Raw genomic sequence first — 15,398 nt, 5'->3', positions numbered from 1 at the left:
GGCTTTTGGTTATTTGGCGCTATACCTCAGCGACTTCTACCCTGTTACGCCCCGCCGATTTACTTTCGTAGAGCGCAACGTCAGCTCGTGCAATCGCATCACTGAGCAACTCGTCTGCACGATATTGGGTGATGCCGATCGACAACGTAACGCAGACACGTATGCCATCACTGTAGAGTTCGAGCTCCTCGACACGCTTGCGTATACGCTCGGCGCTTTCGCCTGCATGGTTGAAATTCGTATCCGGCAGAATGGCCAGAAACTCTTCGCCGCCCCAACGGCCGATGAAATCCTGTTCGCGCATTGATTGTTTGAGCAGATCGCTCACCGCCTGGAGGACGCGGTCGCCCATATCGTGACCGTACTGGTCATTGACCTGCTTGAAGTGATCGATGTCCATCAGCATCAAGGTGAGGTTGGTGGGATGGCGCTGGTGTCTCGCCAGGACCTTTTCGGTGAGTTCGATCATGTGTCGACGATTGAATAGGCCGGTCAGTGAATCGGTGGTTGCCATCGAGGCCAGCTTCTTGTGTGCCCGGGTCACCGTGGCCACATAGAACAGCGCGAGATAACTGAACATGCAGAACACGACGGTAAGGTTGAACACGTGCACGCCCAGCAGCGCGTTGGAGGAGATGGGTTGCAGCGGTTCAATGAACCACATCAATACGTCGAGTCCGACGTAGTAAGCCCATAGCCACCCCGCGTAAATCCAGGCGGTGCGTGTGGGCATGCTGACGAACAGGGCCGGAATAAACATCAGCAGGTAATAGTGGAAGCCGCTTTCCCAACCAATAAGCACCGTTCCCAGTCCGGCATGAACAAGCACTTCAACGCGTATCAGCATGACCGCAAGCTGATTTCTTCGCTGTTGGAATGCGCGATAGGCATAGATATACATGGCCACGCTGACCACGTTTATCCAGGCCAGAATCGGTGAACCAAGCATGAGGAATATGAATAAAAAGGCTACATCGACGCTACCCGCCAACTGACAGCAACGCATCGAGAGCTGCCAGAACTCCGGGCGGGCGTCGCGCTGGCGAAGGTGTTCCGGTTGTGTTCCTTGCATCGATGCTATTCCTTGAACTCCGGTTCTATCGCGCCGGCTTTTTGAGATGAGTGCCTTGAAACCCAGCAAAAGAGGGAAGGGGCGAGAGCAGTTCGCAGGGCATCTGAAGCACGTTACGAGGCTGGAGGGCGGCTGTCTAGTGGTCACTCGCCCTGTGCCTTCGATAGCCATATGTCGCAAAAGGCTTACGATCCACTCGCAGCAGGCACGGCGCTAGGTGCAAATGCCGTACCTGTTTTTCACCAACTCCGAGGGGCGTGAATCAACGTGGGACGTTCTTCCATGCTCGAGCTGGTACTCGATTGGCCGCAATGCTCGAGAGCGCAGGGCGGCTCAGTGGATCACTAAGCAGCGGAAGTTATAGGAAACGTCGCGCTGCGGGCTTGGAGAGTCTTTGTAGACGTTGAAGATCCGTTTCACTCGCTTTCGAACAGGAGTTTGTTGATTCGGTCGTGTTCGAGCGGTGACGGCAGCGCGGCCGCGTCTACGTTTTGGGTACCGCTCGCTTCCGAGTGCTGCGAATCGCTCTCTGGCCGAAAATTGCCGTCCGCGTCGAAGGTCACCCAGCCTTACCATTCCCGGGCCACCTTGGCGGGCTTTCCTGCGTCCATGGCGGACATACCAGTCCGCCAACCGAAAACGCTTGCCGGCGAGTGACGTGATAGCGCTTTGTGCTCTGATCAACGCCACGTAAAGCGGGTGCGGCAAAGGTTCTACTTGGCCGGACCATGGCTTGGGCAACGTATTGGGAGGCCAGAATGTCGGCCCACACACGCTTGGTGAGTTTCTCCCCGCGGTACGCGCCGCGACTGCCAAAACCGCTCACTGGCTTGAAGAACAAATTGCGTCGGTCCTGTCAGAGCAGTTCAGCATCGGCGGGCTCGACAAGCCTGGTCAGCGGGACGTACGGGGCGAGTCGTGCTTGGGTTTGCGGATCGACGCCCATCTGCTCGAGTAGCGCCGCATCGGTCAAGTCGACCAGCCTGCGCTTGTCTGCGTACAGGGCATAGGCCTGGGGATGGGGTGTCACCGTCACGGCATCCGCGAGGTAGGCTTCCCGCAGCGCGTTGCACGCGGCGCCCTCTAGGTAGAAATCGGTGAGCCGGTTGTAGATCAGGTCGACTGGCTTGCCGTTCACCACCAGGCGGCCTTCGGTGAATGTCATATCGGTTGGGTCAGCGATGGTGCAATCAATACCGGCCGATTCGAACAACTGCTGAAAGAGCAGAAACTCAGGGTAGAGGTACTGACGTTCGGGGCTTTCGTCGACGATGACCAGGTGCTTCAAAGGCTTCTGTTCGCCACTTGCTGCCCACTCGTGGGCAAACATGTTCAGAATCGCTCGCTCAAATCGGTCGGCGCCTTCGTCGCCCGGCGACAGCGCTACTACGCCGCTGCAGCAACGCCGTTGCGCACGGGCGAGCAACAGGTTGAGCATCGCGCCACCAGCGTTTGTATTGATTTCGATAAGGCCTAGCTTTTCATCGTCAAGGTGAAAGTCGTAGCCAAGGAACACGCCGCGCGCGCCTCGAGGCGGGTGCTGTGTAATCGCCGGCGCTGAAGCGAGTGCATGCGCCTGCCAGGTCGGCAGCATGACAGTTTGTTCGATAGCCCGGATAACCTCTGCCACCTGATTCAGTCGGAGGGGGGAGACAAAGACCGGTCGTGCGGCGAATACGTGGACAGCGCGCGTTCAGCAGCTCTTTGAGCTCGGGATTGCCTAGCTGGTCGCTCATCGTATCAGCGAGTGCCGATTGATCCAGGCTGATGCAAAAACAGGCTTCGTTCAGCGCCGAAGCCGTTGCACCGCAGTTCTGTGGTGAGGATGCTTGCATGGGACGCCTCCAAGGCCATACACGAGTTCGAAAGTGCTGCTCCCCGTTTGGTTCAGTCCTGGTTTCTTAACGTGCGCTGCGGGTCATTTTTTAGCTTTAGCATCTCGGGCATGGGATTGTGGGGCCCAAGTGAACGGGGAGCGACAGTTCGCCCTGACTAGATCCGAAGTCGGAAGGCGGTCAAACAACACGTGCCTCACGGAGCCGGGGGGCGTTGAAAACGACAGATGTTGAGCTTACGCATATGGGCACTGCCGCGATCATCGGGGGACAGCAGAGGCCGGGAGAATGGGTAAAGCAGCCCAGTTGGGCAGCTGAATGCAGCACTCCTTTTAACACCACGGTCCAATTAGACTGACGCTTGGCGCATAGTCATGAGCCAGCTGCAAAGTAGAAGCCCCCGAAGTGCCCAGGCTTCTACTGTGCAGTGTTCAATCAGTGCATGACGGCTGGCGTATCGATACGGCGCCAGATAGCTTCGGAAAAACTGTAAATCGAAAATGCAACCAGCCCAAGGCCAACGAGCGAAAGCCAGAATGCCCCAAACGGCAGATTCTGCAGGGCATTCAGGGCGTCCTCCAGTCCCGGCGGGTCGGTTGGCTCGTAGCGGCTACCACCTGTGAAAAGCATGCCGGCAACGACCAGAAAGGCAACACCCCGGGCAATGAGGCCGGCCCGAGAAATCGGGCGAACCCATTTCATGACGTGTTCGGAGGCGTAGAAATACTTTTCGAACTTGGCTTTCCACCCCTTGATGATGTGGGCGATGCCGACGCCAAGCGGCACAAGCGCAACCAGGTAAATCAGATAGTTCGAGTACTTCCATCCAAGTACGCCAGACAGGAAGTCGCCGCCACTTGAGCCACCACCGCTCCCGGAGCTTCCAATGGAGCTGCCAAGCAGCCCAAGGGTAAAGAGCGCAAGCAAGGTGTAGGTCACGGCGCTGCCGACGAGACCAGCGCGAATCAGCAATCCCTTGCCGTCGGTGCCATGACCTTCCGGATCGGTTATTGCCTGCGTCAGTCGCCACGCCACGTAGGCTACGAGGCCGACAACCATGATCCAGAGCAAGGTCTGCCCAAAGGGCTGCCCCAACAATTGCTGAATGGCACCTTTGGTACCAACAGTTTTACCGCTACCGATGCCGGCCATGAAGGCGAATATGCCGATGATCAGATAGACAACGCCTCTGGCGGCGTAGCCGCTACGAGCGAGCCAGGTTATGCCTCTGCTGACTTCACCCTTGGCTTGGGCTGCTGTGGGGTGCATGGCGCCTCCTCAATTGGGATGAGTGTCTCCGCAGTAGACGCGGGATCAGGCGCAAGGGTTCGCTTCTATTGATCAACGGGTTCGCTGTGCGTCTGGCCCGGCTGCGAGTTGGCCCGCGAAGCTGTAGCATGTCGCAAATGCGAGCGATTCCAATCTAGTTACTGGTGTAACGGCTCGTGCAGTTTTTGATGAGAAAGAAATGACTTTTACCCGAAGAAAGATGCTGGTTGGGTTGGCTGGGCTCGCTACGTTGGGCGTTGTCGGTGGCGGAGCACGGTACTGGATCGGGCGCCCCGCCGATCCTGTGACTCACGATTACGAGCTGATCGCAGCTCCGGCCGATATCGAGCTTATCGCCGGCACCAAGACCCCAGCATGGTGCTACGGTGGACAAGCGCCTGGCTTGGAACTGCGCGCCAGACAGGGCGAATGGCTGCGAGTGCGCTTCATCAATCACCTACCGGAGCCCACTACGATTCATTGGCATGGCATCCGCCTGCCGCTGAACATGGACGGGGTGCCGTATGTTTCGCAATTACCCGTCTTGCCTGGGGAATCGTTCGATTACCTGTTTCAGGTCCCGGATGCGGGTAGTTTCTGGTATCACCCGCACACGTCGAGCGCCGAGCAGTTGGGGCGTGGGCTGGTGGGGCCCTTGATTGTCGAAGAGCGCGAGCCGAGCGGCTTTCGTCATGAGCGAACGCTGAGCCTGAAAAACTGGCATGTCGACAAGCAAGGCGCATTCACCGATTTCAGCGTGCCCCGCGAGGCCGCGCGGGGAGGGACCCCTGGTGTGCTGTCGACCGTAAACGGGGAGCACGCGCCAACCCTTGAGCTGCCGGCCGGCCAAGTAGTGCGCTTGCGCCTCATCAATCTCACCAACACCGTGACCTACCGAGTGAAACTGCCAGGCGGCGATGCGCGTATTTACGCGATCGATGGCAACCCGGTCGCGCCGCGCCCGCTAGGAAAAGTCTATTGGCTAGGGCCGGGTATGCGCATTGACCTAGCGGTGAAAGTCCCGCCTGTAGGGGAAATGCTTTCCTTACGTAACGGCCCGCTGCGGCTGGCGACGCTCGCCTCCGTGGCTACGGCTGAGACCGAAGGCGATTGGCCTGCACCGCTGCCGGCCAATCCGGTTGCCGAGCCGGACCTGCAGCAAGCGCAAACCCTGCGCTTCAATTTCGAGTGGGCTGGCACGCTGTCCAGCGATTCGGGGCAGGGCGAGGCCTTCACCTTTTGGCAGATCAACGGCCAGGCCTGGGACATCAACGATAAGACCTGTGCCGACCGCCCCATTGCAACATTGAAAAAAGACGGTCATTACATATTCGAACTGCGCAACCTCAGTCAGTATCAGCACCCAATCCATCTGCACGGGCTGACATTCAAGGTCATTTCGTCCAATCGCAAGCGCATCGACCCCTGGTATACCGATACCTATCTGCTCGGGAAGAACGAGACGGCAAGAATCGCGTTGGTAGCGGATAATCCCGGGGTGTGGATGTTCCACTGCCACGTCATCGATCACATGGAAACTGGATTGATGGCAGCGATTCAAGTGGTTTGAGGGCGGCAGTAGCCGGACGGCTTAAATGAAAAGACCGAAGATCATCGATCGTTCACGTGATGATGAATTCATGCGCGAGGCGTTGGCCCTTGCCGCCGAAGGGGCAAGGCTCGGGGAAGTCCCGGTCGGTGCGGTGGTGGTACACAACGGCCATATAATTGGCCGAGGTTTCAATCGCCCGATCTCGAGCCACGACCCCAGCGCCCACGCTGAGATGGTCGCTATTCGCGACGCGGCGTCGAAGTTGGAAAACTATCGCTTACCGGGGAGCACGCTGTACGTGACGCTGGAACCCTGCAGCATGTGCGCCGGGTTGATTGTTCATTCACGTGTGCAACGGGTCGTGTACGGCGCAACGGAGCCCAAGGCGGGGGTTGCGGTCAGTCGGGGGCAGTTCTTCTCGCAGGATTTTCTCAATCACTGTGTGTTGATCGAGGGCGGTGTCGCTGCGGAGCGTTGCAGCGAGATACTGAGTGAGTTCTTCAGGGCGCGACGCCTCAAGTCACGCAGCGGCGAGGCGATGGAAGCTCGGTCGGAGGAGTGACGGCGGGAACTAAGCTCAAACGTTGCTGCTGTAACGCCGCACGCCCGCTTCTGGCAGTTTTTCATAGGCAGCAACGCTGCCTTGTGCAGGGAACACCACCAGGTGGTCGGCAGCGATGGCAATGCCCACTTCCTGGCCTGTCGGGTAGTCCGCGTGGCTGGGAAATATTCCCTCGAGCTGATTGCCGGTGGGTAACTGCAGTCGATACAAGGTCGAGGCACCAAGGAAAGTCTTGCCGACGATGAGTGCCTTGAGCCTGCTCTCCGGTGAATAGACGATGTCATCCGGACGCAGCAGAACATCCACCGAGCTGCCGGCCGGCATCGTGTAGGCGCGGTTGCCGCGAATGACGCCCAGTTCGGTCTGCACCGTCTCCGGGTCTATCAGCTGGCCACGAATGAAATAGCCTTGGCCGATGAAGCTCGCCACGAAAGGTGTAAGCGGCTCATGGTAGAGGTTGAACGGCGTGTCCCACTGTTCCAGCCGACCATCCTTGAATACGCCGACCTGGTCACTGACAGCGAAGGCTTCTTCCTGATCGTGGGTGACGAGGATGGCGCTGGTACCACGGGCCTTCAGAATCTCGCGGACCTCATGGCTCAAGCGCCGGCGCAGGTCGCCGTCGAGATTGGAGAACGGTTCGTCTAGCAGGAGCAGTTCCGGCTCGGGTGCAAGTGCACGGGCGAGCGCAACACGTTGCTGCTGGCCGCCGGAAAGTTCGTGCGGATAGCGCTTGCCGAGCGGGGAGAGATGCACCAGCTCTAGCATTTCGCGCACGATGCGTTGTGATTGCGGATGCTTGCGAATCCCGAAGGCGATATTTTCGGTCACCGTCAGATGCGGGAACAGCGCATAGTCCTGGAACACCATGCCGACCCGGCGCTTTTCGGGTGCCAGGGTGAAACCTCGCCTTGAAAGCACGGCGCCGCCCAGTTGGATCTCACCATCGTTGACGTGCTCGAATCCGGCAATTGCCCGCAACGTAGTGGTCTTGCCGCAACCGGATGGCCCGAGAAGGCACCCAATATCACCACGATTCAGGTGCAAATTGAGGTTCTGCACAATGCTCTGTTCGCCATAACCGCAGGCGAGGTCGCGCAGGTGCAGCAGCGGCTCATGGCTCATGCGTGGTGGTAAGCCGGCTCGACCAGGAACTCAAGCAGGGCTTTCTGCACATGCAGGCGGTTTTCGGCCTGTTGCCAGGCGACTGCACGCTTGTCGTCGAGCACGTCGTGGCTGATTTCTTCGCCGCGATGTGCCGGCAGGCAATGCATGAACAGAACGTCTTCAGCGGCCGCGTCGAGCAAGGCCCGGTCGACCTGATACGGACGGAAGGTGGCCATGCGCGCGGCGACTTCATCTTCCTGGCCCATGGAAGCCCAAACGTCTGTGCTGACCAGGTGTGCGCCAGCCACTGCCTCGCGTGGGTCGCGGAATACCTTCACTCTGTCACCGGCCTGCGCGAGCAGCTCGCTGTTGGGCTCGTAGCCTTCAGGGCAAGCGATACGCAGCTGGAAATCGAACTGAAGCGCAGCCTCCATATAAGAATTGCACATGTTATTGCCGTCTCCGATCCACGCTGCGGTTTTGCCCGCGATACTGCCGCGCAACTCATGAAACGTCTGCATGTCGGCCATCAACTGGCAAGGGTGGAGATCGTCAGACAGTCCGTTGATTACCGGTACCGAGGAGTTCGCCGCAAATTCGGTCAGTGTTGAATGAGCGAAGGTGCGGATCATGATGGCGTCGAGCATGCTCGACATGACGATGGCGGAATCGCTGATCGGTTCGCCGCGACCCAGTTGCGTGTCGCGCGGCGAAAGGAATATGGCTTGGCCACCGAGCTGAATCATTCCCGCTTCGAAAGACAATCTCGTGCGGGTCGAGGCTTTTTCGAAAATCATGCCCAGAACGCGGTTTTTCAGCGGCTCGAACAGAATGCCGCGCTCGCGCAGATCCTTCAGCTCGATGCCGCGACGGACCAGGCCTAACAGCTCCTGGGGCGTGCAATCCATCAGTGAGAGAAAATGCCTTGCGCTCATATCAACTACCTTTCATTGCCGCAGTCGAGGCCGGGGATTTCGACGAAATAGAAGGGCCTACGACAGGGGTCGCATAGATGGCGACGAAACGGGAAAGGCGCGATCTTATCCAGAAAGCCTCAGCCGGCGCAAATCGGCCTCAGCGCGCCAAAATCGTGCGCTTCAGGGAAGTTGTGCTGCATGTGCGTTAATAAAAGCCGAGTCCGTGACTCGGCTTTTAGGCTGCTGTTCTGTACAATGCGCGGCAACCGAGACTAGCCGAGGTGCCCCATGGATATCATCGAAACCATCAAAGAGCAGATCGAAAAGAACCCGGTGCTGCTTTACATGAAAGGCTCGCCTAATGCACCGCAGTGCGGTTTTTCCGCCCGTGCGACCCAGGCTGTGATGGGGTGTGGTGAGAAGTTCGCCTACGTCGACATCCTGCAAAACCCTGAAATTCGTACCAACCTACCGAAATATGCCAACTGGCCGACCTTTCCCCAGTTGTGGGTGGATGGCGAGTTGGTCGGTGGCAGCGACATCATCCTGGAGATGTTCGAAAAGGGCGAGTTGCAACCGCTGATCAAGCAAGCCGTTGAAAAAGCTGGCGCTTGATAGCTACTCCGAAAAAACCCGCTAAAGAGCGGGTTTTTTTATGCCTGCATTTAGGCAGGCTTCGATATTTCAACGTGAAGTGACGTTCAGTTGCGTCAGGCATTAACGAAAACGGGAGCCTAGGCTCCCGTTTTCGTTGAAAAGCGACGGTCTACTCGTCCATCTGCGACTGCAGGTAGTTCTCCATGCCAACCTTGCCGATCAGGCTCAGTTGGGTCTCCAGCCAGTCGATATGTTCTTCTTCGGATTCAAGAATGTCTTCGAGCAGCTCGCGGGTGCCGTAGTCGCCGACGCTTTCACAATAGGCAATGGCGACCTTCAGGTCCTGGATGCCGCCTTGCTCGAGCTTGAGGTCGCACTCGAGCATCTCCCGAGTGTTTTCGCCGATCAGCAGCTTTCCCAAATCCTGAAGATTGGGCAGGCCTTCAAGGAAGAGGATGCGCTTGATCAGCTTGTCGGCATGCTTCATCTCGTCGATGGATTCTTCGTACTCATGCTTGCCGAGCTTGCCGAGGCCCCAATCCTCGTACATGCGTGCATGCAGGAAGTACTGGTTGATTGCGACCAGTTCGTTGCCAAGGATCTTGTTCAGATGCTGAATGACCAGCTTGTCGCCTTTCATGTCGGTGCCCTGCGTCGATCGGGTTCGTTAGTGAGCGCAGTCTGGCCACGAACCTGGGTGCTGTCAAACCTAAGTCCTTGAATGATAAAGGGTAAAGCGAAATAAGAATAAGTCTGTTCCGCGACTGTCAGCCAAGGCCTTGATTCTCGGGCAGAAAAAAGCCGGGCATGTGCCCGGCTGGGATAATTCGATGTGGATTCAGGCGGGTGAGAACCCGGCTGGGTAAGCCAGGGAGGCGCTGGCGTTCTGTAGATCGCTCAAGGTTTCGCGGACGACTTGCTTGGCGACGCAGGCGCATTTACCGCATTGGGTCGCCACGCCAGTGGCGTCTCGCACGTCACGATAACTGCAGCAACCTTCATAGATGGCTTCACGAATCTGGCCGTCGGTAACGCCCTGGCAAAGACACACGTACATATGAACTACCCGTTGGGTCAGCGAATGATTGGATGCTAAATATAATGAGAACGATTGTCAAAGAACGCTCGTCGGATTTTTAGTTCGCGGTGCGGTAGCGAGCCACGCTAGGAGTGCCTCTGAACGTGTGTCGATACGTTAAACTGCGTGTCCTTTTTATCCGCCCGGAGCTGTCATGGCGCTGCAAGCCACACCGTATAAGGTCGAGATCAATCTCACCGACCTTGATCGCCACGTGTATCAGGATCTGCGCTTTACCGTTGCTCGGCATCCCTCGGAGACAGAGGAGCGCCTGGTCGCACGGCTGATCGCTTACGTGCTCTGGTACGACGAAAAGCTCGCTTTCGGTCGTGGGCTTTCAGACGTCGATGAACCGGCGCTTTGGGAGAAAAGCCTTGATGATCGCGTGCTGCACTGGATTGAAGTTGGTCAGCCGGATGCCGAGCGGATCACCTGGTGCTCCAGACGCGCCGAGCGCTTCAGCCTGGTCGCGTACGGAAATCTGCGGGTATGGCAGACGAAGGTGCTCGACAGTGTGCGCAGCCTGAAGAAAGTCAACGTCGTAGCGGTGGGGCAGGAGGCACTGGAATCAGTGGCGCGCGATTTGCCCCGAGCAATCAGCTGGAGCGTAATGGTCAGTGAGGGTTCACTGTTCATCACCGATGAGCGCGGTCAGCATGAAGTGCCGCTTGAGTGGCTGATTGGAGAGCGCGGCTGAGGCGGGACCGACGGCCCCATCATCCGCCTCTGACAGGACTTGTTCGCGTGTTCCGAGCGCCCCTTTGTAGGCGGCGCTTTCCTTTCTTCCTTGATTTCGGCCGCGCGCACCTATAGCCACTGGGCGAGCAAGCGACGTTGCTCTCGTTGCGCAGCCTGCAGGGCTATTGGCTTTAAATGGACCTCGGTGCCTGGCTGGCACTGCGCCAGCCGCGCCACGGCAAGTGGTGTCAGGGCACCCAGCCTCGGGTAGCCGCCAATGGTTTGCCGGTCATTGAGCAGGACGATGGGCTGGCCATCCGGTGGCACCTGGATAGCACCCAGCGGCACGCCTTCTGAAATCATCGACAGCCTTGAACTACGCAGTACCGGCCCCAGCAGACGAACGCCCATACGGTCGGCACGTTGATCGACGGTCCAGGGGCGATTGAATACGTCAAACAGGCTCTGGCCGCTGAAATCTCCGATCTGCGCGCCTAGCACGACCTCTAATGGCGTATCGGTAAACAGTGGAGGGTTCTGTTCAGGGCACAATTCGCGTGCGCGAGCAGAGCCGCCACTGTAGGTGAGGCGGTCCCCCTCGGTCAGGGGTTGGCCATCGCCGTGCAGGCCGCCGAGTTGCTCTCGGCGTACCGTGGCGCAGCTTCTCAGGAGAAGCGGCGCCGCGAACCCGCCTGGTGCGGCGAGATAGGCCCGCACGCCCCGTAGCGGCGTGCCGAAGCGCAGACGTTGGCCTTTGCGGATGGTGAAACTGCGTCCCGCGGCGATGGGCTGTTCTTCCACGGTCGCCGCGAGATCGGCGCCACTCAGCGCCAGGCAGCCATCTGCCTCCGCGAGCAGAGTCAGGTTACCCAAGGTGATTTCCACCGTGGTGGCCTGAAGGGGATTACCCAGCAGCCAATTGGCCCAGGCGTGCGACACCCAATCAGCAGCACCACCCTGGGTCACGCCAATATGACGGACGCCGAATCGACCGCCGTCCTGGAGGCTGGCCAGGGCGCCGCTGCGCTCTATCAACAGTGTCATGGCGTCCCCTCGTAAGGCATGTCATCTCCCCCAAGCCGGACAAATTCGGCGTGATCGATGGGCTGAAAGCGCACCCTGTCACCGGGTTGCCAGATGCTGTAGCCCTCCAGCGCCTGGTCAAACAGACGGGTGGGGCTGCGCCCGATAAGGTTCCAGCCGCCGGGAGAAACCAGCGGATAGATGGCCGTCTGGCGATCAGCGATACCCAGGCTGCCGGCCGGGACTCGCTTACGCGGCGTTTGCAGGCGCGGGCTGGCGAGGCATTCGTCGACCAGCCCCATGAAGGCGAAGCCCGGTGCAAATCCCAGCGCGAAAACCTGGTAGGTGCGGGCGCTGTGCCGTTCGATCACGCCTGCCATGCCGAGCCCACTGCGTTGGCCCAATGCCTCTAGTTCGGGGCCGACGCTTGGGTCGTACCACACTGGAATGTTCAATTCACGCGTCTGTCCGCCGGCGTCTGGCTGCAGGTTGTGCAGCGCTTCAGCCACTCGCTGACGCGCCTGATCGTCATCCAGTTGCTGCAGGTCGTAGTGCACCAGCACGGTGGTGTAGGAGGGCACCAGGTCCAATAACGCCTCACCGAAGGCTTCGCGCAGCCGTCGGGTTGCGGCAAGCAGCCATGGCATGTGGGTTTCGTCGATCTCGTCGAACAGGCGCAGCATCAGGCAATCGATGCCGACCACCTCTATACGAGGCTTCATTCCGCCAAATGCTCAAGTGCCTGGCGTATCCGCTGAACGGCGGCGACAGCGCCGGCGTTGTCGCCGTGTACGCAGAGGGTGTCGGCATGCAGCCTCAGCAGGCTGCCGTCGTTGGCGCCGATCGCTTCGCCTCTGGCGAGGCTTAGAGCCTGAGCGGCGACCTTCTCGGTGTCGTGATGAACAGCGCCGGGCTGGTCGCGGGAGACCAGCCTGCCGTCCGGGTCGTAGGCGCGGTCAGCAAACACCTCGAACCACAGCATTACGCCCAGCTCATCAGCCAGCGACTGAGCAGCGCTGTTGTCGCGGGTCGCCATCAGCATCAAGGGCAGTGTGGGCGAGTAGCCGATGACGGCGTTCATGACCGCGCGGAGCAGTTCGGGCTTGCGCATCATGTCGTTGTAGAGCGCCCCGTGCGGTTTGACATAGCTGACCTCGGTGCCCTCCGCGCGGCAGATGCCTTCGAGCGCACCGAGCTGATAGAGCAGCATGTTCTCCACTTCGTCCGGGCTGCAAGCCATGGAGCGGCGTCCGAAACCGGTCAGGTCGGGGTAGGCCGGGTGCGCGCCGATCATGACCTGATGCTGGGTTGCCAGAGCCACTGTGCGGCGCATGATCTGCGGGTCCGACGCATGGAAGCCGCAGGCCACGTTGGCGCAATCGATGAAAGGCATGACCTCGGCGTCCAGGCCCATGGTCCAGGCCCCGAAACTCTCGCCGATATCGCAATTAAGTAGCAGGCGCTTCATGCCGGTCTCCGGAATAAATCGGGGTTGGTATCGGGCAAAGGTGTCGCCGCGATGATAAAGCATTGATCTGCGATTGCTGATCAACAGGCACCCGGTCGGCGGCGCGCCCCGCAGCAATTCATTGCTGTATGCTGGCGGCCAGCTCAAGCGGCACCTGCTGCGCCGGTACTTGCCGCCAAGGCTGCCTGGCCCTCTACTTGAAAAATCGCCCTGCGCCGTTGCGTCTGCCATGGTCGCCGCTATGGCCAGCCCGCGCGCACCGCTTATCGCTGCCACCCACTTCACGCTGCACCGGATAATCAACAGATGCGCATCGAACCCCGCCCCCTTCCCGAACGGCTTCCCGACCTGGGCGACCTGCCGCCCCTGTTGACGCGTCTCTACGCCGCCCGTGGCGTGCAGTCGATTAGCGAGCTGGACAAGGGCTTGGCGCGCTTGATCCCTTACGGTCAACTCAAGGGCATCGACGCCGCTGTGGCGCTGCTGGTCGAGGCGCTGGAACGTCGCCAACGCATCTTGTTCGTCGGCGATTTCGATGCCGACGGCGCCACTGCCAGCACGGTGGGTGTGCTGGGCCTGCGCCAGCTGGGTGCCGCTCACGTCGACTATCTGGTGCCCAATCGCTTCGAGTACGGCTACGGCCTGACGCCAGAGATCGTTGCCGTGGTGCTCGAGCGTCAGCCTGATTTGCTGGTGACAGTGGATAACGGCATTTCCAGTGTCGACGGCGTAGCGGCAGCCAAGGCGGCAGGCCTCAAGGTCCTAGTGACCGATCATCATCTGCCGGGTCCCGAGTTGCCGGCGGCCGATGCCATCGTCAACCCCAATCAGCCTGAATGCGCTTTTCCAAGCAAGTGCATTGCCGGCGTCGGGGTTATTTTCTACGTGTTGCTGGCCTTGCGTGCGGCCCTGCGTGACAGGGGCTGGTTCAGCCGCAATGGTTGGGCGGAACCGAACCTGGCCGAGTTACTGGATCTGGTGGCGCTGGGCAGCGTCGCCGATGTGGTGCCGCTGGACGCGAACAATCGCATCCTTGTTCATCAGGGGTTGGCGCGAATCCGTGCAGGTCGGGCACGGCCTGGTTTACGTGCAATTCTGGACGTCGCCGCACGTGACCATCGCCGCATCACCTCGACCGATCTGGGCTTCATTCTCGGCCCACGCTTGAACGCGGCAGGTCGCCTCGACGACATGGCGCTGGGCATCGAGTGTCTGCTCTGTGAAGACGAAGCGCTCGCGCGCGACATGGCTGTTCAGCTCGACCAGCTCAACCAGGACCGCAAGGGCATCGAGCAGGGCATGCAACGCGAAGCGCTGGCCCAGCTGAAAGACCTACCGCTTGAAGACATGCCGTTCGGCCTGTGCTTGTTCGAGCCGGACTGGCACCAGGGCGTCATCGGGATCCTCGCTTCACGACTCAAGGAGCGTTATCACCGGCCGACCATCGCCTTCGCCGATGCCGGGGAAGGCGTGCTCAAAGGGTCGGCGCGCTCGGTGCCGGGGTTTCATATCCGTGATGCGCTGGATGCGGTTGCGGCGCGCCATCCGGGTTTAATCAGCAAGTTTGGCGGACACGCAATGGCTGCGGGCTTGTCGTTGCCCGAGGGCAATTTCGGTGCCTTCGCGGCCGCATTCGATGCCGAGGTGCGTCGTCAGCTCTGCGAGGACGACCTCACCGGGCGTTTACTGACCGATGGCCAGTTGAGCGTCGAGGAATTCCATCTTGAACTGGCCAAGGCGCTGCGCAATGCCGGGCCATGGGGGCAGCACTTTCCAGAGCCGGTTTTTCACGGCGTTTTCCAACTGGTGCAGCAGCGATTGGTGGGGGAGAAACACCTGAAAATGGTGCTCAAGAGCGAATGCGGTTCGCTAACCCTCGATGCAATTGCATTCAACATTGATCGCGAACTCTGGCCCAACCCGACGGTGCGCTGGGCCGATCTGGCGTACAAGCTGGACGTCAATGAATTCCGTGGGCGTGAAAGCGTGCAGTTGCTGGTGGCGCATATCGCTGCGCGATGACCGATGGGGCTGCACTCGCAGTAAGGCCGTCGCTCGATTCGCTGCGGCAACCGCAGCGTTTGTCTCCAATGCTAAGCGGTTGCAGATGTCAGGTTGCGGCCCACTGAGGCGTTCATCGCCTGATGCCGTTCCAGAACGGGCTGCTTGAGCAAGATCGGTTATCTGAATCGGGCGCTATTTGTCAGGGCGTGCATGATTGGCGCAGGCCCGACTCCGGC

At 59.6% G+C, this 15,398-nt stretch carries 15 protein-coding genes; 5 read left to right on the top strand and 10 right to left on the bottom strand.

The window, feature by feature from the left end; genetic code table 11:
• Positions 1-19: 19 nt before the first annotated feature.
• From AAGW23_RS08655 to AAGW23_RS08645, 3 genes are all read right to left on the bottom strand, one after another.
• Positions 20-1,072 (bottom strand): diguanylate cyclase, encoded by a 1,053-nt coding sequence (locus tag AAGW23_RS08655; RefSeq protein ID WP_342406067.1) that lies wholly within the window; start codon positions 1,070-1,072, stop codon positions 20-22.
• A gap of 856 nt (positions 1,073-1,928) precedes the next feature.
• Complete coding sequence (locus tag AAGW23_RS08650) at positions 1,929-2,666, bottom strand: hypothetical protein (protein ID WP_342406066.1); 738 nt, start codon at positions 2,664-2,666, stop codon at positions 1,929-1,931.
• 676 nt (positions 2,667-3,342) lie between these two features.
• The gene (locus AAGW23_RS08645; RefSeq protein WP_342406065.1) at positions 3,343-4,176 is read right to left on the bottom strand and encodes a DUF1206 domain-containing protein; all 834 of its coding nucleotides are present in this window, start codon (positions 4,174-4,176) and stop codon (positions 3,343-3,345) included.
• A 199-nt stretch (positions 4,177-4,375) separates the two neighbouring features.
• On the opposite strand from AAGW23_RS08645, the gene AAGW23_RS08640 reads away from it, so the two are divergent.
• Positions 4,376-5,746 carry a multicopper oxidase family protein gene (locus tag AAGW23_RS08640; protein WP_342406064.1) on the top strand — a complete coding sequence of 457 codons (1,371 nt, stop codon included), beginning with the start codon at positions 4,376-4,378 and terminating at the stop codon, positions 5,744-5,746.
• A 25-nt stretch (positions 5,747-5,771) separates the two neighbouring features.
• On the top strand, positions 5,772-6,290 hold the full coding sequence (gene tadA, locus AAGW23_RS08635; RefSeq protein WP_342406063.1) for a tRNA adenosine(34) deaminase TadA: 519 nt from the start codon (positions 5,772-5,774) through the stop codon (positions 6,288-6,290).
• A 15-nt stretch (positions 6,291-6,305) separates the two neighbouring features.
• Here tadA and AAGW23_RS08630 read toward each other — a convergent pair whose 3' ends face one another.
• Both AAGW23_RS08630 and argF read right to left on the bottom strand, forming a co-directional pair.
• Positions 6,306-7,415 (bottom strand): ABC transporter ATP-binding protein, encoded by a 1,110-nt coding sequence (locus tag AAGW23_RS08630; RefSeq protein WP_342406062.1) that lies wholly within the window; start codon positions 7,413-7,415, stop codon positions 6,306-6,308.
• Positions 7,412-8,332, bottom strand: coding sequence for an ornithine carbamoyltransferase (gene argF, locus AAGW23_RS08625; RefSeq protein WP_342406060.1), 921 nt, complete (start codon positions 8,330-8,332; stop codon positions 7,412-7,414). Before argF ends, AAGW23_RS08630 begins: the two co-directional genes overlap by 4 nt.
• 270 nt (positions 8,333-8,602) lie before the next feature.
• Here argF and grxD point away from each other — a divergent pair, with 270 nt between their 5' ends.
• Entirely contained in the window at positions 8,603-8,929 is a 327-nt protein-coding gene (gene grxD, locus AAGW23_RS08620) for a Grx4 family monothiol glutaredoxin (protein ID WP_019341028.1), read from the top strand.
• A 151-nt stretch (positions 8,930-9,080) separates the two neighbouring features.
• Here the strand turns inward: grxD and bfr are convergent, their stop codons facing one another.
• Both bfr and AAGW23_RS08610 read right to left on the bottom strand, forming a co-directional pair.
• Positions 9,081-9,551 (bottom strand): bacterioferritin, encoded by a 471-nt coding sequence (gene bfr / locus AAGW23_RS08615; protein ID WP_342406059.1) that lies wholly within the window; start codon positions 9,549-9,551, stop codon positions 9,081-9,083.
• A 198-nt stretch (positions 9,552-9,749) separates the two neighbouring features.
• Complete coding sequence (locus AAGW23_RS08610; protein ID WP_342406058.1) at positions 9,750-9,968, bottom strand: bacterioferritin-associated ferredoxin; 219 nt, start codon at positions 9,966-9,968, stop codon at positions 9,750-9,752.
• Between the two features lie 175 nt (positions 9,969-10,143).
• Between AAGW23_RS08610 and AAGW23_RS08605 the strand changes: the two genes are divergently transcribed.
• Positions 10,144-10,686, top strand: coding sequence for a YaeQ family protein (locus AAGW23_RS08605; protein ID WP_342406057.1), 543 nt, complete (start codon positions 10,144-10,146; stop codon positions 10,684-10,686).
• A gap of 110 nt (positions 10,687-10,796) precedes the next feature.
• Here the strand turns inward: AAGW23_RS08605 and AAGW23_RS08600 are convergent, their stop codons facing one another.
• From AAGW23_RS08600 to AAGW23_RS08590, 3 genes are read right to left on the bottom strand one after another with little or no spacing between them, the layout of a single operon-like run.
• A complete protein-coding gene (locus tag AAGW23_RS08600) occupies positions 10,797-11,711 on the bottom strand; it encodes a biotin-dependent carboxyltransferase family protein (RefSeq protein ID WP_342406055.1) in 915 nt (304 codons plus the stop codon).
• On the bottom strand, positions 11,708-12,412 hold the full coding sequence (gene pxpB, locus AAGW23_RS08595) for a 5-oxoprolinase subunit PxpB (RefSeq protein ID WP_342406053.1): 705 nt from the start codon (positions 12,410-12,412) through the stop codon (positions 11,708-11,710). The genes AAGW23_RS08600 and pxpB overlap by 4 nt, the downstream gene beginning before the upstream one ends.
• Positions 12,409-13,158 carry a 5-oxoprolinase subunit PxpA gene (locus AAGW23_RS08590; protein WP_342406052.1) on the bottom strand — a complete coding sequence of 250 codons (750 nt, stop codon included), beginning with the start codon at positions 13,156-13,158 and terminating at the stop codon, positions 12,409-12,411. The genes pxpB and AAGW23_RS08590 overlap by 4 nt, the downstream gene beginning before the upstream one ends.
• A 306-nt stretch (positions 13,159-13,464) precedes the next feature.
• Between AAGW23_RS08590 and recJ the strand changes: the two genes are divergently transcribed.
• Complete coding sequence (gene recJ / locus AAGW23_RS08585; RefSeq protein WP_342406051.1) at positions 13,465-15,180, top strand: single-stranded-DNA-specific exonuclease RecJ; 1,716 nt, start codon at positions 13,465-13,467, stop codon at positions 15,178-15,180.
• Positions 15,181-15,398: the final 218 nt, after the last annotated feature.

The organism is Stutzerimonas chloritidismutans (genome assembly GCF_038562055.1).
GTDB lineage: Bacteria > Pseudomonadota > Gammaproteobacteria > Pseudomonadales > Pseudomonadaceae > Stutzerimonas > Stutzerimonas chloritidismutans_A.
This window is presented reverse-complemented; position numbering and strand designations above follow the sequence as displayed.

What these genes read in the sequence shown, in the direction of transcription:
- AAGW23_RS08600 (WP_342406055.1), bottom strand. Translation starts at nt 11,711, where the DNA reads ATGACACTGTTGATAGAGCGCAGCGGCGCCCTGGCCAGCCTCCAGGAC.
- recJ (WP_342406051.1), top strand. Translation starts at nt 13,465, where the DNA reads ATGCGCATCGAACCCCGCCCCCTTCCCGAACGGCTTCCCGACCTGGGC.
- AAGW23_RS08650 (WP_342406066.1), bottom strand. Translation starts at nt 2,666, where the DNA reads ATGCTGCCGACCTGGCAGGCGCATGCACTCGCTTCAGCGCCGGCGATT.
- pxpB (WP_342406053.1), bottom strand. Translation starts at nt 12,412, where the DNA reads ATGAAGCCTCGTATAGAGGTGGTCGGCATCGATTGCCTGATGCTGCGC.
- AAGW23_RS08645 (WP_342406065.1), bottom strand. Translation starts at nt 4,176, where the DNA reads ATGCACCCCACAGCAGCCCAAGCCAAGGGTGAAGTCAGCAGAGGCATA.
- AAGW23_RS08605 (WP_342406057.1), top strand. Translation starts at nt 10,144, where the DNA reads ATGGCGCTGCAAGCCACACCGTATAAGGTCGAGATCAATCTCACCGAC.
- AAGW23_RS08640 (WP_342406064.1), top strand. Translation starts at nt 4,376, where the DNA reads ATGACTTTTACCCGAAGAAAGATGCTGGTTGGGTTGGCTGGGCTCGCT.
- grxD (WP_019341028.1), top strand. Translation starts at nt 8,603, where the DNA reads ATGGATATCATCGAAACCATCAAAGAGCAGATCGAAAAGAACCCGGTG.
- AAGW23_RS08610 (WP_342406058.1), bottom strand. Translation starts at nt 9,968, where the DNA reads ATGTACGTGTGTCTTTGCCAGGGCGTTACCGACGGCCAGATTCGTGAA.
- argF (WP_342406060.1), bottom strand. Translation starts at nt 8,332, where the DNA reads ATGAGCGCAAGGCATTTTCTCTCACTGATGGATTGCACGCCCCAGGAG.
- AAGW23_RS08590 (WP_342406052.1), bottom strand. Translation starts at nt 13,158, where the DNA reads ATGAAGCGCCTGCTACTTAATTGCGATATCGGCGAGAGTTTCGGGGCC.
- AAGW23_RS08630 (WP_342406062.1), bottom strand. Translation starts at nt 7,415, where the DNA reads ATGAGCCATGAGCCGCTGCTGCACCTGCGCGACCTCGCCTGCGGTTAT.
- bfr (WP_342406059.1), bottom strand. Translation starts at nt 9,551, where the DNA reads ATGAAAGGCGACAAGCTGGTCATTCAGCATCTGAACAAGATCCTTGGC.
- tadA (WP_342406063.1), top strand. Translation starts at nt 5,772, where the DNA reads ATGAAAAGACCGAAGATCATCGATCGTTCACGTGATGATGAATTCATG.
- AAGW23_RS08655 (WP_342406067.1), bottom strand. Translation starts at nt 1,072, where the DNA reads ATGCAAGGAACACAACCGGAACACCTTCGCCAGCGCGACGCCCGCCCG.